Source organism: Streptomyces sp. NPDC044064, from assembly GCF_056434245.1.
The window spans coordinates 71,787-96,307 of the sequence record NZ_JBWKFN010000021.1; the positions used below are offsets into that span (position 1 = coordinate 71,787).

A 24,521-nucleotide genomic window follows, 5' to 3' on the forward strand; every position below is an offset into this window, starting at 1 on the left:
TGTCCACCCACGGGTGGGACGCGCCCACCACCTGCCCGACGAGGTAAAAGGCCCAGTCTTGGGTGTTCTATTCCGCCACCCGTCGTGGGGTCCCCCCGCGCCCCCCCCCCCCCACGCGGTGTCCCTGACACCGGGAAACGCATGAGCACCCAGAAAAGGCTTTTCGTACTGGCTTCGGTACTGAGCGGACTTCTTCTCGCCACCGGATGCACTGCGCCGTCGGGATCGAAAGCAGCGCCTGTCGGAAACCGTTCCATCGTGCTGGCCGACGGTGATTCCAGTGGTTACATCACGTACGACACGAAGCACGAGGTACTGGCCGGATACACGAGCGACGGCAGAGAGAAATGGCGCGAGAGCCGCTATTTCCCCACCGACGTGCACTGCGCGGGTTCCTGCCCGAACGCCGTCATATCGGCGACCCCCGACATGAACGAGCGGGAGACGCGGACGCACACCGTCTGGAAGACCGGAGCCGCTTCCACGGTCCGCACGTCGCCCAGCCGGTCCCTGGTCGTCCGCTGGGCCGAGGACCGGGACACCTGGGTCGCGACGGACGAGTCCTCGATCACCTGGTCGGAGTCCGGGAGACTCCACAGCAAGAAGTTCGCCGGAGGGGTCGGCGACGCGATGGGGCGGGTCTCCGACGACGGGAGCACGCTGGTCGTCTCCGTCCAGCTCGGTTCCGCGAAGACCTGGAGCGCCTACCGCTTCCGGCTCACGGGTGCCCGGCTGTCACCGGTTCTGGTCTCCGACGCCCTGCCCGGAAGCATCGGCTGCCTGTCCCGGCAGCGCGAGTCCATGTGGACGCTCGGCGACAAGGCCGTCGAGTTCGACCTGGCGACCGGCAGGAAGCTCCGTGAGGTCCCGCAGTTTCTCAGTGACTGCGCCAGTTCCCGGAGCACGACCGTGCTCGGGGCGTTCTCGGCGGGGACGGGCGGGGCGCGGCAGACGATCTCCCTGGCCCCCGCGGACCGGTCCGCGCCTCTGCGCAGGACCACGGCGAACAGCGACGGCGAGATCGGCGTCTTCCGTGACTGTGGCGTCTTCCTGTCGGACGGCCGGGTGACGACCATGTCGGCGGCCGGCGACCGGCAGCCGACACAGATCAGCGCCCACAGCGTGCTGACCACCCCGGACGGCCTGATCTACAGCGTCGGCCCGTCGGGTGAACCGGAGCGGCACGGCATCACGGCGGACGAACGGCATTGCCGCGTCACGTGACCCGCGGCGCGCTCCTCGCCCCCCGTGCGGTGCGCCGGGTAAAGGGGCCCGCCTTGCACAAGCAGGAGGAGCACGGCCTGCCCGTGGTGCTCTGGAGGTTCCAAAGCATGAAAATGCCTCCCACTCGCGCCGTATGCGCAGGCGGGAGGCATGATCGCAGTCTCTACTTCTTCTTGCCCTGGGTTTTGCCGGGGATCTTGGTGACCTGCGTTTTCCCTGCTCAGGGGCGGCGGGTCCGTGCGTCTGGTGGTCGTCCTTGGTCGTCATTGGCCACCGTTGAGCGGCCTCGGACGGCCCAGGGACGGCCCAGCTTCGCCCGCTGTGGGGCCCCGTTCGTCTGACAGCGGGGTCCTACGATGCGGCCCGTCTGAGCCTCAGCAGACGACAGTCAGCCACGATGGCGGGTCAGCCGACCGGCCAGGCGCGCGCGTGCCTCACTGTGCCCCCGCTGGCCTCAGCCACGCGAGTGCGGTTGACCAGAGCAAGCCGCTACGGCCGGCCCCTGACGACGGTGCTTGAGCCCTCAGATGGGAAGCTGCGATCAATCGGGGCTGGTTCGGGCTGCCCTGGGCGAGCGGCCTCGAATCGAAACCTCCGCCAGCCTGTCAGAGGTGCTGCTTGGCTGCCCTGACCAGATGACTGATGTTGTCACGGGTTCGCACCCTGAGATCGTCGAGCTCGGCTCTGTGGCGGGTTTTCGTGAGCGCCGTGACGTCCGCGAGCACGTCTTCGGCGGCTTGGCTCAGGGCTTCGTCATCGGTGAGCATCTGCACTCGGAACAGTGCCTCTTGCGCGGTGGAGCGCAAGTCGTAGGCCCGGATCCGCACCGCGTCGGGGTCCTCCGGCGGTGGCTGCTCGTTCTCGCAGAACCAGAGATGGACCAGGCAGCGGCGATAGTTGATCAGCGCCCCGGCGTAGGCGGAGTAGGCGTCGAGTCGTTCCTGCCGGAGCTTCTCGCGGCGGGTGAACTGATGGCCCCTGTCGGTGGTGCGCTGCTGGAACGCCAGAGTGATCCCCGAACCGAGGAGGGTTCCCAGGACGGCTATGGCGCTGGCGATGATGGTTGCCACACCCCAAGCTGATCACATGTCCCACGACTTGGGCGCGCTTCAAGCCCAACTCCTGGGCCACACGCGTTCCAGCTGTGTTGGTGGTGTTTTGGGCTGCGTTCATGGGCGGCTTGGTCTCGTGTCGCGTGGTATCGAAGTCTCGCCTGAACGGCCGTGAACGGGGCTGAATGAGACGGAGACTGAGACGGACCGTCCTCTAGGTCTCATCCCTCTTCTTCGAGGCCGAAGCTGTCCGGCAGGTCCATCGTGGAAGCCCACCTGTCGGATCGTGTCTCGTTCTGCGCCGCCTCTTTGAAGAGCGCTGACGGTCTCAGGCGGTCGGCCGAGGTGATCGGTGAGCCGTACGCGGACGCCGACGGCGTGCCGTACCTCCCGATGTTCCGGCAGCCGGTCCTCGTCTTCGAGGGCACCAAGGAGACCCTCACCGCCGGCCCACGGCCGGGCCCTGGCCCGCGTCCTGCCCCGTGCCGTCTTCACCTCCGACTTCTTCGCTACCGGCAACGACCGGGAAAGCCGCGCCGCCGTCCGGGTCGTGCCGACGAAGGAACGGGACCTGGTGGGGCTGTCGGTTTACAGACCGCGGAGCGCGGTGGACAAGGTACTGAAGGACGCGCGGACGCGTACATGACTGAATCTGCAACTGAATCTACACAGCGAAGGTGCAACTGCGGCACAGGTGCATTCTGTTGATGCGGAGTTGTCCTGATCGGAGCAGTCGTGGCAATAGCTGTCGGGTTCCTGTGCGGCGCTACATGTAGAGAAGCTGCCCTCAATTCGTGTGCATGCATGCACGGATGAGTAGTCGAGTGGTTCAACTGCCTTGCCTGGAGCAGCGACCCACTGGATGCCGGGCACGCTCCGTGATTTGATCCTTCGCGCCGCCGGGATCGCGCCAAGGTGTCCGGAAACGGATGGCGTGGGCTGCGGTCGCGGCCCACCGTCTGTCCCCAGCTTGGCCGCTCCCCCTTGTGGAACATCCATACGAAGGGCAGTTTCATCATGAACTCCGCTCCCCAGGTTCAGACCCTTGAAATCTCCGACGCCGAGCTCGATAACGTCTCCGGCGGCCTGAGCCCGCAGGCCGGCATCGCTGCCGGCCCCACGGCGATCAGCAGCTCGGACCTCGTGGCTCAGTTCGGCGCGGTCAAGGACGAGGTCCAGGACACCATCGGCCAGTACCACCAGGCAGGCGTCACTGTCTCCTTCTGATCGCCAGATCGCGGGACTTCCTAATCGCGTGATCGCTGATGGCCTGACCGGCAGCCTGACCGCCGATCGGCGACCACAGCAACAAGCCCCCTACCCGCGGGTCTCCACTGGTAGGGGGCTTGATCGTCAAGGGTCCCAGAGACGGCCCAGCTTGGCAGCAAGGCAGAGGCGCCTCCTTTTGTCAGAGCCTGCGGCTATGGTGCGTCCGCCATCAAGGGCAACGCGCTGGGGAGGGGCTTTGGGAGCCAAGACAGGACTGCTGGTGTACGCCGACGGCGACGTGCCGGAGATGCTGCGACATGTGGGCGCGGCAGACCTTGCTCGGACGACCAACATGATGCGGCAGCTCTACCCGGGCAGATCCGCCGCGCTTCCACACACTGGGCCGTGATGGCTCACTGATCGAGCGCGACGGCCTATAGCTCACGACCTCTTCGTCCCGAAGCAACCTGAGCGAATATTCTCCCTTGGGCTGCTGCGCTTCTCACCTGCACTGATTGTCCGCAGGCATTCGCGCCCGTCCGTCGTCGTCCGCTGGCGTTGTCACGCAGTTAGACACTCACCGCTGTGTCCTGGTGGCGCTTGTGGAAGAGAAGCATCTGTGGCTGCTGTACTTCGCTGCTGTACCGCAGCGGGTTGACCTACAGGTCCACACGTGACTCGTGGTCGCCCGCCTGAGGACCGCTATGCCGGCGGAACGGCAGGCTGATCAGGGATGTGGCTAGCTCATATGGCGCAACGTGCGCTGCACTCGACGCCCTCCAGTGTCAAGGTCGGGATGGTTCCAATGTGAGCGGGGAGTGTCATGAAGGATGCGACAGAACTCATAAAGGCTCTCTCGGTCCTGGTTTGGCCGGCAGTCGTTGGTTTTGTGATCTGGCGTTTGTTCCCTACGATCAAGAAGATCGTTGAATCAAGGGCATTTACTGTCAAGATCGCTGGTACAGAATTGACAGTCCAAGAGGTGTCGGAAAAATTCATCCAAAGCACGGCCGACATTCGGGGATTGCTCGCTGCCGCCCATACTGCCCCTGCCACCCCTGCACCTGCTGCACCAGAACCCTCAGAAAATAATCTGCGAAGAGTTCTTTGGGTTGACGACAAGCCGGATAACAATTACTACGAAGTTGCACAACTACAATCCCTTGGCGTGGAAGTGGTTCAGGATAAGTCCACAAAGGAAGGGCTTGCCGACCTGCTGCATGCGTCACCCTCGTTTGATGCTGTGATATCGGATATGGGCAGGGACGAGGAAGGTGCCTTCAATCCGGATGCCGGTATCAGGCTTATTCGCGAGATGCGCGAGCACGGACTTTCTGGGCCGGTGTTTATTTATGCCTCGTCGCGTGCTCTCGCAAGAGAAGGCGAAGTGCTATCGGAGGGGGGTAATGGCGTGACCGCTTCGCCCACGCAGCTCTTTAGGATGCTGCGCGGAGTCGGCAAGTTTCCCCAGGAGTAGCAAGGTGAGCCAGGCGCGATTCGCGCGGGCGGCGGAGTCTCAATGGGCGAGTCAAGCCCGCGAGCGATCTTGAAAACCGTCGTGGCAGCGATGTCACCGTGGGTTCAAATCCCACACCCACCGCAGGTGAACGGCCCCTGACCAGGAAGCCCGGTCAGGGGCCGCTGTACGCCTCGGTACCTGCCGGTGACCGCAGTTCCCCGTGGCTTCCCGGCTGATCGGGCACGTGTGGGGCACGGACATGCCTGCCGTCCCTGTAGGCATGGGCTCGTTAGCGGGCGTTTGCCACGCCACGGGTAGTCTCGCGGGGCAATTGAGCGGGAGGGGCTGCTAGCTGTGAACCTGGGCATCGTCGGTCAGGCGGCCGGGCTGTTTACTGTCACCAACATCGACGACATCCTGATCTTGTCGCTGTTCTTCGCCCAGGGCGCCGGACACCATGGCTCCACACGGCGCATCGTTCTAGGGCAGTACCTTGGCTTCGCCGCCATTCTGGCCGTGGCTATCGCCGCTGCGTTCGGTGCCACCTTCCTGCCGGAGTCGGCCATCCCGTACCTCGGCCTACTGCCTCTCGCTCTCGGCCTGAAGGCAGCGTGGCAGGCCTGGAAGCACCGCCAGGACGAAGACGACGAGCGAGAGGTGAAGGAGGGCGGACCCAAGGCGCTGGAAGTCGCTGCGGTCACCTTTGCCAACGGTGGCGACAACATCGGTGTCTACGTCCCGGTCTTCGCGACCGCCGGCGTGGGCGGCATGAGCGTGTACGCCGTCGTGTTCCTGATCCTGGTCGCTGTCTGGTGTTTCGCCGGCCGCTTCTTCGCCACGCGTCCCCTGGTCGCCAAGGCGCTCAGTCGGTGGGGCCACGTCCTGCTGCCACTGGTCCTGATCGCCATTGGCCTGCTGATCCTCATCGAGGGTGGCGCTTTCGGCCTGTAGAGAGTCGAGGCAACAGTCAGCCGACCGCCCCAGCCACAGAGGGTTGTTCTGCCTTCGCCCGCATGCACGCAGCGCGCCGCCGTGCGCGGGCCTTGATGTGGCCCAGGTCGTACGCCGACTGGCAGGACTGAGCCTCTGGCGCAGCAAGGTCCTGGTGGATCAAGCCCCGGTCGTGATCCTCGACTGCATTTCAGAAGAAGCCGCCGAGATCGCGGGCGCTCCGCGATGCGGGCGCACAGGCAGAGGCGAGGCAGCAGACCTGATCGCGCTCCGTCGGTCCTGTCACCCGATCCGCCCGACGGCCCGGTCAAGCAGCTCACGGCCCAGAGACGGCCCCAGCGAAGTACAAAAGCCCCTACCGACGGCTGAGCCGCAGGTAGGGGCCTTGATCAGTACCGCTTACTTCTTCTTGCCCTGGTTCTTGACCGCCTCGATCGCCGCCGCGGCCGCCTCGGGGTCGAGGTAGCTGCCGCCCGGGGTGACCGGCTTGAAGTCGGCGTCCAGCTCGTAGAAGAGGGGGATGCCCGTCGGGATGTTCAGGCCCGCGATGTCCGCGTCCGAGATGCCGTCCAGGTGCTTGACCAGGGCGCGGAGGCTGTTGCCGTGGGCCGCGACCAGGACGGTGCGGCCGTCGAGCAGGTCGGGGACGATGCCGTCGTACCAGTACGGGAGTATGCGGACGACGACGTCCTTCAGGCACTCCGTCTTCGGGCGCAGCTCCGGCGGGATGGAGGCGTAGCGCGCGTCGTTCGCCTGGGAGAACTCGGAGTCGTCCGAGAGCGCGGGCGGCGGGGTGTCGTACGAGCGGCGCCAGAGCATGAACTGCTCCTCGCCGAACTCGGCGAGCGTCTGCGCCTTGTCCTTGCCCTGCAGGGCGCCGTAGTGGCGCTCGTTCAGGCGCCAGGAGCGGTGGACCGGGATCCAGTGGCGGTCCGCGGACTCCAGCGCCAGCTGCGCGGTGCGGATCGCGCGCTTCTGGAGGGACGTGTGGACCACGTCGGGCAGCAGGCCGGCGTCCTTGAGCAGCTCACCGCCGCGGACCGCCTCCTTCTCGCCCTTCTCGTTGAGGTTGACGTCCACCCAGCCGGTGAACAGGTTCTTCGCGTTCCACTCGCTCTCGCCGTGACGGAGGAGGATCAGCTTGTACGGTGCGTCGGCCATGCCTCAGAGCGTAATCCACGCTTTCGGCCCGCCATGGCCCATGCCCAGCAGCCGGACAGTTGACGGCATCTGTTAATTGAGTGGCCGAGATCCAGCCGCCGCATGTAAGTTGCGCTCTTGGTTGCGGCCACTTACAACAGCAGGCATCGTGGGGGTTCCGTCATGTCCGTCGTCCGTCTGAGACGAGCTGCCCGGGAGACCGTCTCCGGGCTCCCCCGCGAGTTCTGGTGGCTGTGGACCAGCACCCTCGTCAACCGGCTGGGCGCCTTCGTCGCCACCTTCATGGCGCTCTACCTGACCCTCAACCGCGGGTACTCGGCCTCGTACGCCGGCCTCGTGGCCTCGCTGCACGGGCTCGGCGGGGTCGTCTCCTCGCTGGGCGGCGGGGTGATGGCCGACCGGCTCGGCAGGCGGCCCACGCTGCTGATCGCGCAGACCGCCACCGCCGGCTCCGTCGCGCTGCTCGGCTTCATGCGGGACCCCGCCGCCATCGCCGCCGTCGCCTTCCTCGTCGGCATGGCTTCCAACGCCTCCCGCCCCGCGGTGCAGGCGATGATGGCCGACATCGTGCGGCCCGAGGACCGGGTGCGGGCCTTCTCGCTCAACTACTGGGCCATCAACCTCGGCTTCGCCGTCTCCTCCATGGGCGCGGGGTTCATCGCCGAGTTCAGCTATCTCGCCGGGTTCCTGATCGAGGCCGGGATGACCCTGGCGTGCGCGCTCGTCGTGTTCCTGAAGGTGCCCGAGTCCCGGCCCACCGCCACGGCCAGGCAGGCCGACGCCGAGGTCAGCCTCATGACGGTGCTGCGCGACGGGCGGTACATGGCCGTCGTCGGGCTGTCCTTCCTCGTCGCCCTCGTCTTCCAGCAGGGCTCGGTCGGACTGCCGGTGGCCATGGGGCGGGCCGGGTTCTCGCCCGCCGACTACGGCCTGGCCATCGCCGTCAACGGCATCCTGATCGTCGCCCTGCAGATCCCGGTCACCCGCTTCATCGAGCACCGCGATCCCCGCACGCTGCTGGTCGTCTCCTCGGTCCTCGCCGGGTACGGCTTCGGGCTCACCGCCTTCGCCGGGTCGGTCGGGGTCTTCGCGCTCACCGTGTGCGTGTGGACGCTCGCCGAGATCGTCAGCGCGCCGACCCAGACCGGGCTCGTGGTCCGGCTGTCGCCCGTGCACGGCCGCGGGCGCTACCAGGGCATGTACACGCTCTCGTGGTCCGTCGCCGCCCTGATCGCGCCGCTCATGTCCGGCGCCGTCATCGACCGGTTCGGCGCGGAGTGGCTGTGGGCCATGTGCGCGGCCGTCGGGACGGTGGCGGGGGTGGGGTACGGCGTGCTCATGCGGCGGCTTCCCGCACAGGAGGACGCGAAGGCGCCCGGGCGCCGGCCGCAGGCGTCCGAGCAGGCGGTCTGAACCCCGGCCGTCGAGTGACGCGGGTCACATTCAGTTCTGTCACATCTCGCCGGGCCGTTCCGTCAAGCAGGTGTAGCCAACAGCAACGACACAGGAGCCCACGATGGAAGCTCGCCTGAACCTCTTCGCCAACCCGGTCGCCGGCAAGTTCATGCGGTACATCAACTCGGCGGGCAAGGCGATCTCGGACTCGACCCTGCCGGCCGCGACCCAGGAACTGGTGAAGATCCGCGCCAGCCAGATCAACGGCTGCGGCTTCTGCACCGACATGCACACCAAGGACGCCGCGCACGCCGGGGAGAGCGCCCAGCGCCTCCACCTGGTCGCGGCCTGGCGGGAGGCCAAGGTCTTCACCGACGCCGAGCGTGCCGCCCTCGAGCTGGTCGAGCAGGGCACCCGGATCGCCGACGCGGCCGGTGGTGTCACGGACGAGGCCTGGGCCGACGCCGCCAAGCACTACGACGAGGACCAGCTGGCCGCCCTGGTCTCCCTCATCGCCCTGATCAACGCCTACAACCGCCTGAACGTCGTCGTCCAGCAGCCCGCGGGCGACTACGAGCCCGGCATGTTCGGCTGAACGACCAGCACCGCACGAACCTCCGCGCCCCCTCCGGCACCCCTGCCGGAGGGGGCGCGCGCATAAGGTCGGCCGCAAGCCCCCGACCGGCACCGACCATTTTAATTCCAGTACTCAGGGAATGTAATTGCCCGAGTATTCACATTTCCTTCAACCATATATTGGCAGACGCTCAAAAACTCCCCTTTCGGGGGACTCGCATCCCCCGAACGCCTCACAACCCCGCCTCCAGTGAGCGTCGTTAGGTGGTCGTGACGCGATTCAACTGGTACGTGAGTGAAGATCATCCGACGACCATGCTCCGCTGGGACAGCGATGCGGGCCTCAAGTCGTGCTCGGACCTGCTCGATGATTTCCTGAACAATATCAACAGAATGGAAACTGAATATCTGCGGGCGATGGCGGATCTGTACGGAGCTTCCTGAGGCAGGGGCCGGAGGATTATCGATGGACAGGATTCACGACGAAGCCGGTCTCTACGACGACGCCGGCCTCTACGACGACGCCTGGAGCGTCCCGGAACCGGACATCGCGCCGAACGACTGGGACCCGGTCGAGGAGCTGGCCCAGATACTGTCCACGGCGGCCGTCGTGCCCCCCGCTCCCACCACCCCGCTGACCATCCCGTCCCCGCGCAGGAGCAGTCGTCGGCGCCCCCGCCACGAATCCCATTTCCTCGACGGCGGTCGGCGCGTCACCCACATCTCGTTCCTGATCGCGACGGTCTCGCTGTGCGCGGTGGCGATGCTGGCCTGGTCCGTCTGCTATTCCTATGACCAACTGCGCGGAATCGCCTCGTCGGTTCTGCCGACGGGACTGGCGCAATGCTGGCCGCTGACGGTGTACGGGCCGTGGTTCGTGGCAGCTCTTTCGGTGATCCGGGCCACCGCTCAACGGCGGAGTGCGCGGCGGTCCTGGTGCGTCGTGGTGGCCGCCTCCGCGATGGCCGTGGCGCTGTGTGTCAGTCACTCGTCACATGCGCTGCTGTCGTTAGTCATCTTCGGAATTCCGCCGGTCACCGCGCTGGTGTGCTTCTGGGAGCTCGTCGGCCAGATCTCGTCCAAGGGCCGGCCCCGGCACGCCACGCACACCGAGCGGCCGCCGTCCAAGTCGTGAAGGGGGGCGCGGCCGTCGCCGTCACGGATGCATCCGCGCCCCCTTCAGCACCTTGTCCACCCCGTTCCGCGGGCCGTACACCGCCAGGCCGACCAGGTCCAGGTCCGCGGTCCGTACGGCCCGTACCGCCGCGCGGTTGTCCCGGTCGTTGCCCGTCGTGAAGAGGTCGGCCGTGAACACCGCGCACGGCAGGTCGCGCGAGAGGGCCCGGGCGTGCGCCGCCCGCAGGGTCTCCTTGGTGCCCTCGAAGACCAGCACCGGCTGGCGGAACATCGGCAGGTACGACACACCGTCCGCGTCCTCGTAGGGGTCCCCGGTCACCTCGGGGGCCCGGCTGCCCAGGCCGCTGACCAGGAACGCGGTGACGTTCAGGCGCTGCCAGGGCTCCAGGTCCGCGCGGAGCAGCACGGCGATCTTGGTGTCGAAGCGGATCGGATCGGCGGGGGCGTCGGGACGCTGTCCGGTGTTCATGGAATGAGACTGCCGACCGTCGTACGGCACCGTCTTGTACGTTTTTTGCGTGGCCGCCGCAGCCCAGCCCGAGGTCTCCGCCTGGCGCCCCCGCATCCCGGGTGTCGTGGAGGTCCTCCACGCCCACTTCACCGAGTACGCCTACCCGATGCACGTCCACGACGCCTGGACGCTGCTCATCGTGGACGACGGGGCCGTGCGGTACGACCTCGACCGGCATGAGCACGGAACCCCGCACGACACCGTCTCGCTGCTGCCGCCGCACGTTCCGCACAACGGTTCCCCGGCCACCCCGCACGGCTTCCGCAAGCGGGTTCTCTACCTGGACGGCAGCCACCTCGGGGACGAGCTGATCGGTGCGGCCGTCGACGGGCCCGATCTCCGGGATCCCGTACTGCGGCTGCGGGTCGGGCAGTTGCACGGCGCGCTCGGGCGGCCCGGTGACGAGCTGGAGGCGGAGAGCAGGCTGGCGCTCGTCGGCGAGCGGCTGCGGGACCATCTGCGGCGGCGGGAGAGCGGCGCCGGCCGTCCCGGCCCCGCCCTCGCCCGTTCGCTGCGGGAGCTGCTCGACGAGCACGTCGTCGAGGGGCTTGCCCTCGCCGGGGCCGCTCGGGTGCTGCACGCCCATCCCGCCCATCTCGTACGGGCGTTCAGCGCCGCTTACGGCATCCCCCCGCACCAGTACCTGATGTCCCGCCGCGTCGGCCGCGCGCGCCGGCTGCTGCTGGACGGGCTGGCGCCGGGCGAGGTGGCGGTGGCGACCGGGTTCTGCGACCAGGCCCATCTCACCCGGCACTTCAAGAAGCTGGTGGGGGTCACCCCGGGGCGTTACCGGCTCAGTTCGCGCTGAGCGTCGTACAGGTTGCGCGGGCGCACCGCGTCCGTGGTGCCGTACAGCTCCAGGCGGGAGTGCAGGTCGCCGGTGAAGTCGGGGACGTCGGTCTGGTCGAACTCCGTGACGGTGCCGAGTCCGACGGTCGCCGAGTACGGCGCCAGGCCGTCGATCTTCATCAGGCCCGCGCGGCCGTTGGTGACCCGGATGTTCCAGTGGGTGAAGCGGGCGCCGAAGAGCGGGCCGGCGCTGGCGTCCCCGCCGTGCCGGCCGTTGTTGTTCACCGTGATGTCGGTGCGCACGTCGGCGAAGGGCAGGCCGCGGTGCGAGTCGAAGGTGCCCATCTGCATGTCGCCGCGCGACCACACGTTGTGGGAGGACAGGCCCTCGACGTTGATGCCGTGGAGCTGGGTGCCGGCGGGCGCGGGCACGGTGCGCTGCTCGATCGTGAAGTCCTCGATCAGGTTGTCGTGGGAGCCCTCGCGGCAGAAGTAGGGGTGGTGGGAGCCTCGGCCCGCGACCCGGGTGCGGCGCAGGGTGCAGGCCGAGGCCGCGACCAGGCCGAAGCCGTTGTCCACGTGCCGGACCGTGACGTCGTCCACGAAGCAGTCGTAGGCGCACTGGAGGACGACCCCGTTGTAGCCCTTGTCCAGGAGGTGCGGGGACTGCGGCGTCTGAATCACCTCCAGGGTCAGGCCCGCCACGCCCGAGCCGGTCAACTCCTCGACGTGTGTGGTCAGTCGGGGGTCCCACTGCGGGCGCAGGTCGAGCGGGAGCGGGCGTTCGAGGGTGATGCGGCGGCCGTGGACGCGGGTGATGCGGACGGGCCATTCGTAGGGGACGTAGGAGGTCAGCTTGGTCTTGTCGTCCCAGGTGTAGGCGGCGGGTCCCGGACCGCCGCCCGCCATGTGCTGCAGGAGGGTGTGGGCCGGATCGTCGGCCAGGCGGAGCAGGACCAGCCGTCCCGGCGTCAGACGGTCCGGGTCGGCCACCGTCACCGTCCATGAGCCGCGGAGGGCCGGTTCGACCGTCGTGAGGGTCGCCCACTCGTCCCGCCTGTTGCCGGTCCAGCCCTCGAAGGGCCAGGCCCGGGCCCGGATCGCGGCCACCAGGGAGTCCCAACGGGCCCTCGGGGCAAGCCAGATCAGGCCTCCCGCCCAGGACCAGGACGACTTGTCGCCGCCGTAGCGGGAGCCGTAGGCGCCGATCAGTTCGGTGAGGTTCTTCGTGGCGTACAGGGTGGTACGGCCGCTGCCGGCGCCGCGCAGGACCACGTTCGGGTCGGCGATACGGATCACGCCGTCGATGCGGAAGGTGCCGGGCGGGATGGTGACCGTGCCCCCGCCGGCCCGTCCGGCTGCGGCGAGGGCACGGTTGATCGCGGGGGCGCAGTCCGTGGTGCCGTCGGGTACGGCGCCGTAGTCGGTGACGTCGGCGAAGGTGTGGGGGCGGGGGAAGCGGCGCGATCCGGCGCGCAGGCCCGCCCGGCCGACGTACGGGATCTGCGGGTGGGTGAAGGGGGTGCGGGTGAACTCCCGCCAGAGGGCGGGGACCTGCCCCGGTGCGGCGGTCGCCGTGCCGGTTGCCGCGGCCAGGGCCACGGCGGTGGCTCCGGCGAGGAGTGTCCGTCTGCTGACGTGCCCGTGGTTCATGTCCGGCCGCCCCTTCATATTCATGGATATGAACGACGTTCAGGAATGCGTTGGCGGTGAGCATGCCACGGAGCCCCGGTGCGGGGAAGGGGTCGCAACAGGAGAGCTTTCCCGACAGCCAGTGGCTGCCATCGGGGAAAGGTCAGTCAGCCGGGCGTTCGATCAGATGCCTGAACGCGTCCAGGTTCCGCGTCGGCTCGCCGCGGGACACCCGCCACTCGTACTCCCGGCGGATCGCGGAGGCGAAGCCCAGCTCCAGCAGGGTGTTGAAGGCGCCGTCCGCCGCCTCCAGGACCTGGCCGAGCAGGCGGTCGATCTCCTCGGCGGTGACGGCGGCCAGGGACAGCCGGGCGGTGACGTAGACGTCGCCGAGCCGGTCGACGGCGTAACTCACGCCGTACAGCTTGAGGTTGCGCTCCAGCAGCCAGCGGTGGACGCCCGCCTCGTTCTCGTCGGGGTGGCGGACGACGAAGGCGTTGAGGGAGAGGGTGTGGCGGCCCACCAGGAGGGAGACCGTGGTGGAGAGCTTGCGGGTGCCGGGGAGCTTGACGACGTAGGTGCCGGGCTCCGGGCTCTCCCACTCCAGTTCGGCGTCCTTCAAGGCCCCCTCGACGACCTGCGCCGCCTTCTCCGCATCACCCATGCTGGGAGCGTACGCGACGGCGGTGGGACTGGGTCGCGGCCATGTACACGTCGGCGGTGGCGGCCGCTGCGATGTCCCAGCCGAAGGACTGCGCGTGCCGGGCGGAGGCCGCGCCCATCTCGGCGGGCAGGGACGCCTCGTCGGCGAAACGGCGCAGCACGCGCGCGTACTCGGCCGGGTGGTGGCCCTTGACCAGGAAGCCGGTGACGCCGTCGCGCACGGCCACCGGGAGCCCGCCGACCGCGGCCGCGAGCACCGGGGTACCGGCGGCCTGCGCCTCTATCGCCACCAGGCCGAAGGACTCGCTGTAGGACGGCATGACGAGGACGGAGGCGGCCCGGAACCAGTCCGCGAGCTGCTCCTGGCCGACCGGCGGGCGGAACCGTACGACATCGGCGATACCGAGCCGGGCGGCGAGCTTCTGCAGCCCCTCGGGTTTGGCAAGACCACTGCCGCTCGGGCCGCCGACGACGGGTACGACGAGCCGGGAGCGCAGTTCCGGGCGCTCCTCCAGCAGGACGGCGACCGCCCGGAGCAGCACGTCGGGAGCCTTCAGGGGCTGTATGCGGCCCGCGAAGAGCGGGATCAGCGCGTCCTGGGGCAGGCCGAGGCGGGCGCGGGCGGCGGCCCGGCCGTCGGCGAGGCGGAAGCGGTCGAGGTTGACGCCGGGGTACACGACCGCGACCTTCGCCGGGTCGGCGGCGTAGTGCCGCACCAGCTCGTCGGCCTCCTCGGCGGTGTTGGCGATGAGCCGGTCGGCGGCGGAGACGATCTGGGTCTCGCCGATGACCCGGGCGGCGGGCTCGGGGGTGTCACCGTCGGCCAGGTTGGCGTTCTTGACCTTGGCCATGGTGTGCATGGCGTGCACCAGGGGGACGCCCCAGCGCTGGGCGGCGAGCCAGCCGACGTGGCCGGAGAGCCAGTAGTGGGAGTGGACGAGGTCGTAGTGGCCGGGGCGGTGGCCGGCCCAGGCCTGCATCACGCCGTGCGTGAAGGCGCACATCTGGGCGGGCAGGTCCTCCTTGGCCAGGCCCTCGTAGGGGCCCGCGTCCACGTGCCTCACGAGGACACCGGGCGCGAGCTGGACCGTGGGTTCGAGGCCGCCGGCCGTGGCCCGGGTGAAGATCTCGACCTCGATGTTGATCGCGGCGAGGCGCTGGGCCAGTTCCACGATGTAGACGTTCATGCCGCCGGCGTCACCGGTGCCGGGCTGGTGGAGCGGTGAGGTGTGCACGGAGAGCATGGCGACGCGGCGGGGCCTGCGATGGAGCCTGAGTCGCGAGGGGGCCGCCGGGGAGCGCCGCCCGAGCCTGCTGACGTACTGGCTCACGTGGCGTTCCTCCTCGCTGCGGGCATGCCTGCCGGAGGACCGACCGCGCCCTCCAAGGGGGTGCAACAGCGGCGGGGGCGGCTCGAATTCCCTCACGGCAGCCTTTACCGAATCATTACCATCGCCCGCTCAACCGTTCGACGGGCACCGTGCACCCCGGGCGAGGCACGCGACGGCCGCCCCTGCCGTCACCGGAAACCGGCCCCCCGGGTCCGCCTACCCTCGTAGGTATGACAGCCCGCGCGACGCCCCTCCACCGCTCTCGGCTTCGCCCGACCGGGGGGACCCCCGTCGTGGGAACGGTGACGCGCGGGACGACCAACCCCAACCGGTTGCGGCGCATGGACCGCTGGATAGCGGCCACGCACGGCGCCGAGCTGCGGCGTGCCGCGGATCCGGTGGCGGTCGACCTCGGGTACGGCGCGGCGCCGTGGACCGCGGTCGAGCTGCTCGGCCGGCTGCGGACCGCCGCACCCCGCGCGCGTGTGGTCGGCGTCGAGATCGAGCCGGAGCGGGTCGCGGCGGCGAAGCCGTACGAGCGGGAGGGCCTGGTCTTCCGGCACGGCGGCTTCGAGGTCCCGGTGCCCGGGCGGCCGGTGCTCGTGCGGGCCGCCAACGTGCTGCGCCAGTACGACGAGGCCCAGGTCGCCGCCGTGTGGGAGCGGCTGTGCGCACGGCTCGCGCCGGCGGGCGGGGGCTCGCGGGGCGGGCTGCTGGTCGAGGGGACCTGTGACGAGATCGGGCGCCGGCACGTGTGGGTGGCGCTGGGCCCCGAGGGCCCGCGGACGGTGACCTTCGCGACCCGGCTCGGCTCCCTGGAGCGCCCCTCGGACCTCGCCGAGCGGCTGCCGAAAGCCCTGATCCACCGCAATGTGCCCGGCGAGCCCGTGCACGCCTTCCTGCGCGACTTCGACCGCGCCTGGGCGGCCGCCGCCCCCTACGCCTCCTACGGCGCCCGCCAGCGCTGGATCCGCACGGTCCGGGACCTGTGCGCCGATTGGCCCGTGACGGACTCACCGGCGCGCTGGCGCCAGGGCGAAGTGACGGTGGCCTGGGAGGCGTTGGCGCCGCGAGGGTGTTGAGCACCGTGGGGAACGATCTCCGTGCGTCGTTCGTCACATCGTCGCGCCGATCGTCGTGATCGGCGCGGGCAGGGGGAAGTGCGCCGGATGGGCGGGGCGAAAATCCGACTTCCCGTGACCTCTGTCGTTTTGCGCGGCGCCATGGCACGATCCGTCGGGCGACCGTAAGTTACTGACGGTAAATCAGTTGGGGGAGCATATGGGCACGGGCAAGCGCGGTCTGCTCACGGCCGCCGTCACGGTGGTCTGCGCGGTGACCGTACTGGCGGCACCCGGCACGGCGTTCGCCGCCCCGACCCCCACCCCGAGCGCGAGCGCGTCCCCGAGCGCGTCCCCGACTCCCCCGCCGAACAAGGACCTTGAGAAGGTCCGCGAGAAGCTCGACAAGCTCTACCACGACGCCGCCGTCGCCACCGACGCCTACAACGCGGCCGAGGAACGGACGAAGGAACAGTCCGCCCTCATCGTCGAGCTGGCGAAGAAGATCGTCGAGGGACAGCAGAAGCTGGAGCGGCTCAAGAACCAGGCCGGCGCGTCGGCCCGGGCCCAGTACCGCACCGGCGGACTGCCGCCCACCGCCCAGTTCCTGCTCAGCGACGACCCGCAGGAGTTCATCGACGGGGCCGGCACGGTGCTGAACGGCCAGCGGGCGACCAACAAACTGATCGCGGAAATCACCCGCACCCAGAAGGACTTGCAGGGCTACGCCGACGACGCCTCCGCCCAGTGGCAGAAGCTGGAGTCCAACCGCAAGGCCAAGGCGGCCGCCAAGAAGAAGATCAAGCAGCAGATCTCCGAGGCGGAGCAGCTCGAGTCCCGGCTGGAGAAGAAGGAGAAGGAACGACTCGCCGAGCTGGAGCAGCAGGCCGCCTCCCAGGCCCAGACCAAGTGGCTGGACACCGGCATCCTCGACGAGATCAACGGCAAGGCCTCGGCGCAGGGAAAGAAGGCCGTCGAGTTCGCCACCGCCCAGCTGGGCAAGCCGTACGTGTGGGGCGCCGAGGGCCCCAAGTCCTACGACTGCTCGGGCCTGACCTCCCAGGCCTGGCTGAACGCCGGCCATCCCATCCCGCGCACCTCGCAGGAGCAGTGGAAACAGCTCCAGCACGTGGACATCAAGGACATGCGCCCCGGCGACCTCATCATCTACTTCGACGACGCCAGCCACGTCGCGATGTACGTCGGCGACGGCGCGATCATCCACGCCCCGCGGCCGGGACGTACGGTGACGATCGCGGGCGCGGGTTCGATGCCGATCCTGGGAGTCGTACGACCGGACGCGTGAGTGCCGTTCGACCGGACGCGTGAGCCAGGTCATGTGACGGCTCCCACGCGGCCCGCGAGCCCTCCGCTGTGACCCACCGCACGCCCAACGGCCGCCCAAACCCGGGCGGTACGTGAGCTTCGTCATCCCAGCTCGGTGACCGTCCTGTCCAACTGCGATACGGATCGCGGCATATGACAGGGGACTGCACCCGAGCGACGCGGCTCACACCATTCCATCAGGGCGGGCGGTACCGCTATGGTCACCCGACGGTGGGTCGAGGTCCCTCGCCCCGCCTGCCCTCGGGGGGAGGGAAGGAACCAAGAAGATGCCCGTACCCGTACCGCGGCAGAGAGCGATCCCGGCCGTGGAGAGTGGTCAGGCGCAGACCGCCCCCCACGGCGGTCCCCTCAAGGAAGAGGCTCAGCGCAGCGCCACGGCCGGCGGCGCCACCGGCGCCCCTCTCACCCTGCTGCTGATCGAGGACGATCCGGCGGGTTCGCCGATCGTGCCCGAACTGCTGGACGCCTCCGGCAAGCCGATCCGCGTCCGCACCGCCCGCAACCTCACCGAGGCCGGGCGACTGCTCACCGACGACGTCCACTGCATCCTGCTGGACCTGGCGCTTGCGGCGCCCGGCCGGGCCGGCGACGAGGACGCCGACGAGCTGGCCGTGCTCAAGCACGTGCTGGAGCTGGCGCCCCGGCACGCCGTGCTCGCGCTGACCGCCTCCGGCGACGCCGAGCGCGCCGCCGAGGCCGTGCGCGTCGGCGCCCAGGACTACCTGTTCCGGGACGAACTGGACGGCCGCCTGCTCAGCCGCGCCATCCGTTACGCGGTGGAGCGGAAGCGTTCCGACACGGCCGAGCGGCGCCTGGCGGAGGGCCGGCTGCGCGCCCAGGAGAACCGTCGGCTGGAGCGCGGGCTGCTGCCCACGCCACTGCTGGACGGCTCCTCGCTGCGGTTCGCCGCCCGCTACCGCCCCGGCCGCTCCCGGGCCCTGCTCGGGGGGGACTTCTACGACGCCGTCCGTACCCCGGACGGCACCGTGCACGCCATGATCGGCGACGTCTGCGGCCACGGCCCGGACGAGGCCGCGCTCGGCGTGGAGCTGCGCATCGCCTGGCGGGCGCTGACGCTGGCCGGGCTGTCCGGCGACGATCTGCTGGGCACGCTCCAGCAGGTGCTGGAGCACGAGCGCTCGGACGAGGAGATCTTCGCGACGGTGTGCACGGTGGACATAGCGCCGGACGGACGCTCGGCGGGCCTGTGCCTGGCCGGACATCCGGCCCCGCTGCTCGCCCGCCCCGGCCGCACCGCGAAGCTGCTGCCGTACGACAAGAACGGCCCCGCCCTCGGTCTGCTGCCCGGCGCCCGCTGGCCGCGGATGCAGGTGGAGCTGGGTGCCGAGTGGAGCCTGATGCTCTACACCGACGGTCTGATCGAGGGCCGGGTGGGCAGCGGCGGAGAACGCCTGGGCCAGGACGGGATGGTGGAGATGATCCGCCGCCAGCTCTCCGAGGGGCTGCGGGGCGAGAGTCTGCTGCGGGCGGCGGTGAGTGAGGTCCGCGACCTCAACGGCGGGGAGCTGACGGACGACGTGGCAGTGGTCCTGCTGGACCGCACGCCGTAAGCCCCCCGCCGGGGGTCAACGGCCGCCGTTGTACGGGCCGTACGGGCCGTCGCTGCTGCTTCCGCCGCGGCGGCGGCCCCAGCCGCTGCCGCCGGAGACCTGCTTGAGCGCGGGGCGCACGTCGACGATGTAGACGATGCTGGCCACCAGGCCGGCGATCGGCAGAATGCCGAGAATCGAGAACAGATAGCTGACCACCAGCGCGATGCCGAGGATGATCAGCCAGAAGACCTTGTTCTGCTTGTCGGCCGCGCGGAAGGCGTCCTCGCGCCGGATCGCGGCGTCGACGAGCCCGAACGCGGCGAGGGCCATCAGGATGATCTTCAAGATCCCCATGAACCCCGCGAAGCCCAACATCAGCATGCCGTCCACCGCCCGCCGTCTCCCGATCCGTACCTCGCCACCGTACCCATAGAACGGGCCGGGCACCCCCATGGTGCCCGGCCCGTCCACGCCTCGTCGGTCATGCTCACTTCGCCGGCGGCGTCGTCTTCTTCGCGGTGGCGGCCTTGCGGGGGGCCGGGGCCTTCCGGGCCGCGGGCTTCTTCGCCGCGGCGGGCTCGGTCCTGGCCTCGGCCGGCTTCGGCTCCTCCTCGGCAGCGGCCGGCTCGGGCTTGCCCTCGACGACGATGGCCAGCTCCTCGATCTCGTCGGCGGCCTCGCCACGCCAGTTCTTCACGGCCTGCTCGCCGTGCTCGGCGACCCGCTCGTAGGTCTCGCGGGCCTTGACGGCGTACTCGGCGGCGACGCCGACACCGCGCAGGGCGAGGTCCTGGGCGCTCTCGCCGAACTTCTTGAGGTCGACGTCGAGGGTGCCGATGAACTCGTTGACCTTGGTCTGCAGGGTCGCCTGCGCCTCCTTGGCCCGGGCGGCGGCCTTCTCCTGCACGGCCTTCGGGTCCGTGTTGCGCACGGCGTCGATCCGGGTCGGGGCCTCGGCACGCAGCTGCTCGACCAGGCCGGGCACCTTCTTGGCCTGCTGGAGGGCGAGGTCGGCGGTGCCGGCGGCGAAGTAGAGCGGGGTCGGGTCGCTGAGGGTCTTGCGCAGGTCGTCGGTGATGGCCATGGTGATGGTCCTCCCGGATTCGCGTTCGGCTGAGGGTTGGTGTGGTCCGCGGTGTGGCGCCCGGAGGCTGGCTTGTCAGGGTCCCGCTATCCGGCCGTCCGCCGCGGACCGGCATCACTGCCGCCGGCCGTGCGGGTGCCGCGTACGCCGGTGTCGCTCGGGTCGTCGGTGCCGCCGGGCACTTCCTCCGCCGCCCCTTCGCCGAGGTCCTCCACCGTTTCGCCGACCCCGAATCCGTTCTCCTTGCGGAAGGACTCGTAGATCTGGAGCAGCACCTGCTTCTGCCGCTCGTTGAGCGAGGGATCGGCGAGGATGACGGCGCGGGTCTCCACGTCGTCCCGGTCCCGTTCGGCGTCGAGGATGCCGGCGCGGACGTACAGCGTCTCGGCGGAGATGCGCAGCGCCTTGGCGACCTGCTGGAGCACCTCCGCGCTGGGCTTGCGCAGCCCGCGCTCGATCTGGCTCAGGTACGGATTGGACACCCCGGCGGCGTCGGCGAGCTGCCGTAGCGAGAGCTGGGCGTTGCGCCGCTGCTCGCGCAGGTACTCACCGAGATTGCCGACGTTGAGCGATGCCATGCCCCCACCTTGCACCAGTCGCGCTAACTATTGCAAGCACCTGCTTGCAATAGTGCGCCACGCCACGCCCGGACTTCACCCGGTCGCCGCAAGGGCGCCCCCATCCCCTCCCGTGAAGTGACCTGAGTCACACCCTGTCACAGCGAGCCGACCCGCGGTGTCTTGAGGCCGAACTCCCGTACCGAAGTCCCGCACCGAACCTCCGAAGCGAACCTCCGAAACGAACCTCCGAAACGAAGGAAGAGACCATGCCCGAGAACACCGAAGTGGTCGTGATCGGCGGCGGTTACGCCGGAGTCCTGGCGGCCAACCGCCTGACGCAGCGCGCCGACGTGTCCGTGACCCTGGTCAACCCGCGCCCGTCCTTCGTCGAGCGGATCCGCCTGCACCAGCTGGCGGCCGGGACCCACACCGCGGTCGTCGACTACAGCCAGGTGCTGGCCGAGGGCGTCCGGCTGGTGGTCGACACCGTGACCCGGATCGACGCGGCCGGGCGGGAGGTGGCGCTGGCTGCCGGCGGCACGGTCGGCTACGACTACCTGATCTACGCCGTGGGCAGTGGCAGCGCCGACCCGCACGTGCCCGGAGCGGCCGAGTTCGCCTACCCGGTCACCAGCCTGGAGGAGGCGCAGCGGCTGCGGCCGGTTCTCGACTCCGCGTCCGCGAAGGCCGCCGTGACCGTGGTCGGAGCCGGTCCGAGCGGCATCGAGACCGCCGCCGAGCTGGCGGAGCGGGGCCACGGCGTGACCCTGGTCTGCGGCGGGGTGCTCGGCCCGTACCTGCACCCGCGGGGCCGGCGCTCGGTCGCCGGGCGGCTGGCCGGACTAGGTGTGACCGTGCTCGAAGGTCCCGACGCGAAGGTGACGGCCGTGACACGCGATGCCGTGCGGCTCGGTGACGGCCGTGAGCTGCCGAGCGAGGTGACCGTCTGGACCGCTGGGTTCGGCGTTCCGGACCTGGCCGCGCGCAGCGGCCTGAGCACCGACGCCCTGGGCCGCCTGCTCACCGACGAGACCCTGACGAGCGTGGACGATGGGCGGATCGTCGCGGCCGGGGATGCGGCGGCACCGTCGGACCTGCCGTTCCGGATGAGCTGTCAGGCCGCCACGAGGATCGGCGCACATGCCGCCGACACGGTGCTCAGCCGGATCGCGGGCGGCCAGCCCGTACCCATCAACCTGGGGTTCTTCGGTCAGTGCATCAGCCTGGGGCGTCGCGCCGGTATCTTCCAGTTCGCCTCCAAGGACGACACCGCCACAAGGCTCTACCTCGGTGGACGCCCCGGCTCGAAACTCAAGGAGTTCGTCTGCCGGGCCACCGTCAAACATCTGGCGGACGAGGCACGCAAGCCCGGCTCGCTCACCTGGGTCGGGGACGACAAGCGCGGGCAGCTGCTGCGGGCCGGGCGCGGCGAGGCGCCGGCCGCCTCCGGACAGGCCGCCTAGCCGGGCGAACGAGGGGGATCAAGACATGAGCGACCACGCCACGGACCCGGCGACCGAGGCTTTCGCCGCCCACCGCAACCTGCTCTTCACCGTCGCCTACGAGATGCTCGGATCGGCCGCCGACGCGGAGGACGTCCTCCAGGAGACCTGGCTGCGCTGGGTCGAGGTCGACCTGGAGCAGGTGCGCGACCAGCGCGCCTACCTGGTACGGATCACGACCCGGCAGTCGCTCAACCGGCTGCGCACCATGTCGCGCCGCAAGGAGGCGTATGTCGGCCCGTGGCTGCCGGAGCCGCTGCTCACCGCGCCGGACGTGGCCCAGGACGTCGAGCTGGCCGAGAGCGTGTCGATGGCGCTGATGCTCGTCCTGGAGACACTGTCGCCGACGGAACGCGCCGTGTTCGTGCTGCGCGAGGTCTTCGACGTCGGCTACGACGAGATCGCGGCCGCCGTCGACAAGACCCCTGCGGCCGTCCGCCAGATCGCGCACCGCGCCCGCCGGCACGTCGACGCCCGCCGCCCGCGCGAGGTGGTGTCCGCGAGCCGGGCCCGGGCGGCTCTGGAGTCGTTCCGGCACGCGCTCGACACCGGGGACCTGCAGGGCTTCCTCGACGTGCTCGCTCCCGAGGTCGTCCTGGTCAGCGACGGCGGCGGTATCAAGCAGGCCGCGGTGCGGCCGGTCGTCGGCGCGGACAAGGTGGCCCGCTTCATCGTCGGCGGCGCCGGCAGGCACACGGCCACGATCACCACCGAGCTCACGGTGGTCAACGGCAGCCCGGCACTCGTCCTCCGGCTCGACGGCGAGATCGACGGCGTCATGGCCGTCCGCATGGAGGACGCCCGCATCACCGGCCTCTACTACGTGCGCAATCCGGAGAAGCTGACCCGCGTCGAGTCCGAGACCTCGCTGACCCTGCGCTGACCGAGGCGCGGTCGCCGCGCGAGGGGACGGACTTGCGGACCACGAGGGCGGCGGTCAGGCACACGGCTCCGGCGACCGCCAGGCCGCAGGCGGGGCCGAGAGCCGCCATCACCCCGTTGGCAGCCGCCAGGGTGAGGGTCTCCAGGCTCATCCGCGTCGTGCTGAACAGTGCGGCACCGGCCCCTCCGCGCCGGGCGGGCACGTACCTGAGCGCCTGCCCGTCCGGGACCCCCTCGGTCAGCCCGAGGCACAGACCGACCACCGCGGCCGCGGCGAGAAGGGCCGCGGGACGATCGGTCGTCTGGAGGACGGCCGCGGTGACCGCGCAGGCGAACAGGGCGGTGGTCACCAGCGGCCGGGCCAGTCGGCGCGCGAGCCGCGCGGCGAGCAGCGGAAGGACCGTCGACGGCACGGTCAGCAGGCTGAGCATGACCGCTGCCTCGCCCCGGCCCATGTGCTGGGCGGAGCCGAGCCGAGGAAGCACGGTCAGTCCCACCACGAGCATCCCCATGAAGGCGCCCGTCGCCACGGCGTACGCGCGATAGGCGGGGATGCGCAGCAGGTCAACGGGTATCGCGGGGTCGGGAGCGCGCCGCTCCACGCGGACGAGTCCGGTGGCGCAGGCCGCCGCGACCAGGACGAGCACGGCCGGCCCCCACCACGGGACACCGGACCCGAAGCCCAGCCCGAGCGCGGTCACCGCGGCGGCGACGGTCACCCCGAACAGGACGGCGCCGGCCCGGTCGAAGCTCTCGGCCGGCTCGGGGTCGCGCAGGCCCGGCAGTCCGGGCGTGGCCAGGGCCGCGACGGCGGCGAGCGCGCCCGGCACGACGAAAACGAGCCGCCAGCCTCCGACAGCCATGAGCCCCTGGGCGACGACCGGCCCCAGCGCCAGGCTGCTGCCCAGCACGGCGCCTGCGTAGCCGTACACCCGGCGCCGTTCCTCGGGCGGGTACACGGCCAGGACCATCGACGATCCGCCGGCGGCACACATCGCCGCCCCGACACCGCCGACCGCGCGCAGTGCCACCAGGGACGGCAGGTCGGGAGCGAGGGCGGAGAGGACCCCGGTGGCCGCGACGACCAGGTTGCCGACGGCGAAGAAGCGGGTGCGGGCGCTGCGGTCGGCCGCCGCTCCCGCCAGCAACAGGGCCGCGGCGAAGAGCCCGTTGTAGGCGAGGACGAGCCACGGACCCAGGGCCGCCCCGCCCGGCAGCTGGGCCGTCGCATCGGGGACGGCGGCCGTCGCGCCGGTGATGGCGAGGGGGAACACGGCCGTGGAGACGAGGTCGGCCACAAGGACCCGACGACGCTGACGAACAGACAAGGGGAACATGGGTGCGCTCCGGAACAGGGAGATCCGAGCGCCACGAAGGCGCTCCTGGCCAAGGGGTCAGGAGCGACGGCGAGACCTGGGGTTGTGCGCCGTCGCTCTCAGCGA

General features: G+C 70.0%; 24 protein-coding genes and 1 pseudogene. 15 read left to right on the plus strand and 10 right to left on the minus strand.

Features of this window, described 5'->3' with window-relative positions:
• The first annotated feature begins 258 nt into the window (after positions 1 to 258).
• The gene (locus tag AC07DS_RS30170; protein WP_479150337.1) at positions 259 to 1,224 is read left to right on the plus strand and encodes a hypothetical protein; all 966 of its coding nucleotides are present in this window, start codon (positions 259 to 261) and stop codon (positions 1,222 to 1,224) included.
• A gap of 605 nt (positions 1,225 to 1,829) precedes the next feature.
• Here AC07DS_RS30170 and AC07DS_RS30175 read toward each other — a convergent pair.
• The gene (locus tag AC07DS_RS30175) at positions 1,830 to 2,294 is read right to left on the minus strand and encodes a hypothetical protein (RefSeq protein ID WP_479150339.1); all 465 of its coding nucleotides are present in this window, start codon (positions 2,292 to 2,294) and stop codon (positions 1,830 to 1,832) included.
• A 324-nt stretch (positions 2,295 to 2,618) separates the two neighbouring features.
• Here AC07DS_RS30175 and AC07DS_RS30180 point away from each other — a divergent pair.
• The 4 genes and pseudogenes from AC07DS_RS30180 to AC07DS_RS30195 all read left to right on the plus strand — a co-directional run.
• Positions 2,619 to 2,922, plus strand: a pseudogene (locus AC07DS_RS30180) (DUF2000 family protein); the annotation flags it as partial.
• 371 nt (positions 2,923 to 3,293) lie between these two features.
• Positions 3,294 to 3,503 carry a hypothetical protein gene (locus AC07DS_RS30185; RefSeq protein WP_361112639.1) on the plus strand — a complete coding sequence of 70 codons (210 nt, stop codon included), beginning with the start codon at positions 3,294 to 3,296 and terminating at the stop codon, positions 3,501 to 3,503.
• 805 nt (positions 3,504 to 4,308) lie between these two features.
• Positions 4,309 to 4,962 carry a hypothetical protein gene (locus AC07DS_RS30190; RefSeq protein ID WP_479150341.1) on the plus strand — a complete coding sequence of 218 codons (654 nt, stop codon included), beginning with the start codon at positions 4,309 to 4,311 and terminating at the stop codon, positions 4,960 to 4,962.
• Between the two features lie 336 nt (positions 4,963 to 5,298).
• A complete protein-coding gene (locus AC07DS_RS30195) occupies positions 5,299 to 5,895 on the plus strand; it encodes a cadmium resistance transporter (RefSeq protein WP_479150343.1) in 597 nt (198 codons plus the stop codon).
• Between the two features lie 399 nt (positions 5,896 to 6,294).
• Here AC07DS_RS30195 and AC07DS_RS30200 read toward each other — a convergent pair whose 3' ends face one another.
• Entirely contained in the window at positions 6,295 to 7,056 is a 762-nt protein-coding gene (locus tag AC07DS_RS30200; protein WP_479150344.1) for a phosphoglyceromutase, read from the minus strand.
• A gap of 162 nt (positions 7,057 to 7,218) precedes the next feature.
• Between AC07DS_RS30200 and AC07DS_RS30205 the strand changes: the two genes are divergently transcribed.
• The 4 genes from AC07DS_RS30205 to AC07DS_RS30220 all read left to right on the plus strand — a co-directional run bounded on the left by AC07DS_RS30205 (position 7,219) and on the right by AC07DS_RS30220 (position 10,162).
• Positions 7,219 to 8,469, plus strand: a complete 1,251-nt coding sequence (locus tag AC07DS_RS30205; RefSeq protein WP_479150346.1) for an MDR family MFS transporter — start codon at positions 7,219 to 7,221, stop codon at positions 8,467 to 8,469.
• Between the two features lie 103 nt (positions 8,470 to 8,572).
• Positions 8,573 to 9,046: a carboxymuconolactone decarboxylase family protein gene (locus tag AC07DS_RS30210; protein ID WP_479150348.1), complete on the plus strand. Its 474-nt coding sequence runs from the start codon at positions 8,573 to 8,575 to the stop codon at positions 9,044 to 9,046.
• Positions 9,047 to 9,291: 245 nt separating this feature from the next.
• Positions 9,292 to 9,471 carry a hypothetical protein gene (locus AC07DS_RS30215; RefSeq protein WP_479150349.1) on the plus strand — a complete coding sequence of 60 codons (180 nt, stop codon included), beginning with the start codon at positions 9,292 to 9,294 and terminating at the stop codon, positions 9,469 to 9,471.
• 22 nt (positions 9,472 to 9,493) lie between these two features.
• A complete protein-coding gene (locus tag AC07DS_RS30220) occupies positions 9,494 to 10,162 on the plus strand; it encodes a DUF2637 domain-containing protein (RefSeq protein WP_479150351.1) in 669 nt (222 codons plus the stop codon).
• Positions 10,163 to 10,183: 21 nt separating this feature from the next.
• Here AC07DS_RS30220 and AC07DS_RS30225 read toward each other — a convergent pair whose 3' ends face one another.
• Positions 10,184 to 10,633 (minus strand): DUF2000 family protein, encoded by a 450-nt coding sequence (locus tag AC07DS_RS30225; RefSeq protein WP_479150353.1) that lies wholly within the window; start codon positions 10,631 to 10,633, stop codon positions 10,184 to 10,186.
• Between the two features lie 49 nt (positions 10,634 to 10,682).
• Between AC07DS_RS30225 and AC07DS_RS30230 the strand changes: the two genes are divergently transcribed.
• Entirely contained in the window at positions 10,683 to 11,483 is an 801-nt protein-coding gene (locus tag AC07DS_RS30230; RefSeq protein WP_479150354.1) for a helix-turn-helix transcriptional regulator, read from the plus strand.
• On the opposite strand, the gene AC07DS_RS30235 is transcribed toward AC07DS_RS30230, so the two are convergent.
• From AC07DS_RS30235 to mshA, 3 genes are all read right to left on the minus strand, one after another.
• On the minus strand, positions 11,462 to 13,117 hold the full coding sequence (locus tag AC07DS_RS30235; RefSeq protein WP_479150356.1) for a glycosyl hydrolase family 28-related protein: 1,656 nt from the start codon (positions 13,115 to 13,117) through the stop codon (positions 11,462 to 11,464). The genes AC07DS_RS30230 and AC07DS_RS30235 overlap by 22 nt on opposite strands.
• A gap of 142 nt (positions 13,118 to 13,259) precedes the next feature.
• Entirely contained in the window at positions 13,260 to 13,760 is a 501-nt protein-coding gene (locus tag AC07DS_RS30240) for a type III secretion system chaperone family protein (RefSeq protein WP_479150358.1), read from the minus strand.
• Positions 13,753 to 15,090 (minus strand): D-inositol-3-phosphate glycosyltransferase, encoded by a 1,338-nt coding sequence (gene mshA / locus AC07DS_RS30245; protein WP_479150361.1) that lies wholly within the window; start codon positions 15,088 to 15,090, stop codon positions 13,753 to 13,755. Before mshA ends, AC07DS_RS30240 begins: the two co-directional genes overlap by 8 nt.
• A gap of 293 nt (positions 15,091 to 15,383) precedes the next feature.
• Here mshA and AC07DS_RS30250 point away from each other — a divergent pair, with 293 nt between their 5' ends.
• The 3 genes from AC07DS_RS30250 to AC07DS_RS30260 all read left to right on the plus strand — a co-directional run bounded on the left by AC07DS_RS30250 (position 15,384) and on the right by AC07DS_RS30260 (position 19,069).
• Positions 15,384 to 16,172 carry a class I SAM-dependent methyltransferase gene (locus AC07DS_RS30250; protein ID WP_479150362.1) on the plus strand — a complete coding sequence of 263 codons (789 nt, stop codon included), beginning with the start codon at positions 15,384 to 15,386 and terminating at the stop codon, positions 16,170 to 16,172.
• A gap of 199 nt (positions 16,173 to 16,371) precedes the next feature.
• Positions 16,372 to 17,457: a C40 family peptidase gene (locus AC07DS_RS30255; RefSeq protein ID WP_479150365.1), complete on the plus strand. Its 1,086-nt coding sequence runs from the start codon at positions 16,372 to 16,374 to the stop codon at positions 17,455 to 17,457.
• A gap of 307 nt (positions 17,458 to 17,764) precedes the next feature.
• Positions 17,765 to 19,069: a PP2C family protein-serine/threonine phosphatase gene (locus AC07DS_RS30260; protein ID WP_479150367.1), complete on the plus strand. Its 1,305-nt coding sequence runs from the start codon at positions 17,765 to 17,767 to the stop codon at positions 19,067 to 19,069.
• Between the two features lie 15 nt (positions 19,070 to 19,084).
• On the opposite strand, the gene AC07DS_RS30265 is transcribed toward AC07DS_RS30260, so the two are convergent.
• The 3 genes from AC07DS_RS30265 to AC07DS_RS30275 all read right to left on the minus strand — a co-directional run bounded on the left by AC07DS_RS30265 (position 19,085) and on the right by AC07DS_RS30275 (position 20,713).
• The gene (locus AC07DS_RS30265) at positions 19,085 to 19,432 is read right to left on the minus strand and encodes a DUF2516 family protein (RefSeq protein WP_186581367.1); all 348 of its coding nucleotides are present in this window, start codon (positions 19,430 to 19,432) and stop codon (positions 19,085 to 19,087) included.
• Between the two features lie 106 nt (positions 19,433 to 19,538).
• The gene (locus tag AC07DS_RS30270; protein WP_145875912.1) at positions 19,539 to 20,135 is read right to left on the minus strand and encodes a hypothetical protein; all 597 of its coding nucleotides are present in this window, start codon (positions 20,133 to 20,135) and stop codon (positions 19,539 to 19,541) included.
• 86 nt (positions 20,136 to 20,221) lie between these two features.
• A complete protein-coding gene (locus AC07DS_RS30275) occupies positions 20,222 to 20,713 on the minus strand; it encodes a helix-turn-helix domain-containing protein (RefSeq protein ID WP_479150370.1) in 492 nt (163 codons plus the stop codon).
• A 248-nt stretch (positions 20,714 to 20,961) separates the two neighbouring features.
• On the opposite strand from AC07DS_RS30275, the gene AC07DS_RS30280 reads away from it, so the two are divergent.
• A complete protein-coding gene (locus tag AC07DS_RS30280; RefSeq protein ID WP_479150372.1) occupies positions 20,962 to 22,158 on the plus strand; it encodes an NAD(P)/FAD-dependent oxidoreductase in 1,197 nt (398 codons plus the stop codon).
• A 25-nt stretch (positions 22,159 to 22,183) separates the two neighbouring features.
• Complete coding sequence (locus tag AC07DS_RS30285) at positions 22,184 to 23,080, plus strand: RNA polymerase sigma-70 factor (RefSeq protein ID WP_479150373.1); 897 nt, start codon at positions 22,184 to 22,186, stop codon at positions 23,078 to 23,080.
• On the opposite strand, the gene AC07DS_RS30290 is transcribed toward AC07DS_RS30285, so the two are convergent.
• The gene (locus AC07DS_RS30290) at positions 23,004 to 24,407 is read right to left on the minus strand and encodes an MFS transporter (RefSeq protein ID WP_479150375.1); all 1,404 of its coding nucleotides are present in this window, start codon (positions 24,405 to 24,407) and stop codon (positions 23,004 to 23,006) included. The two genes, AC07DS_RS30285 and AC07DS_RS30290, sit on opposite strands and share 77 nt — an antisense overlap.
• Between the last annotated feature and the right edge of the window lie 114 nt (positions 24,408 to 24,521).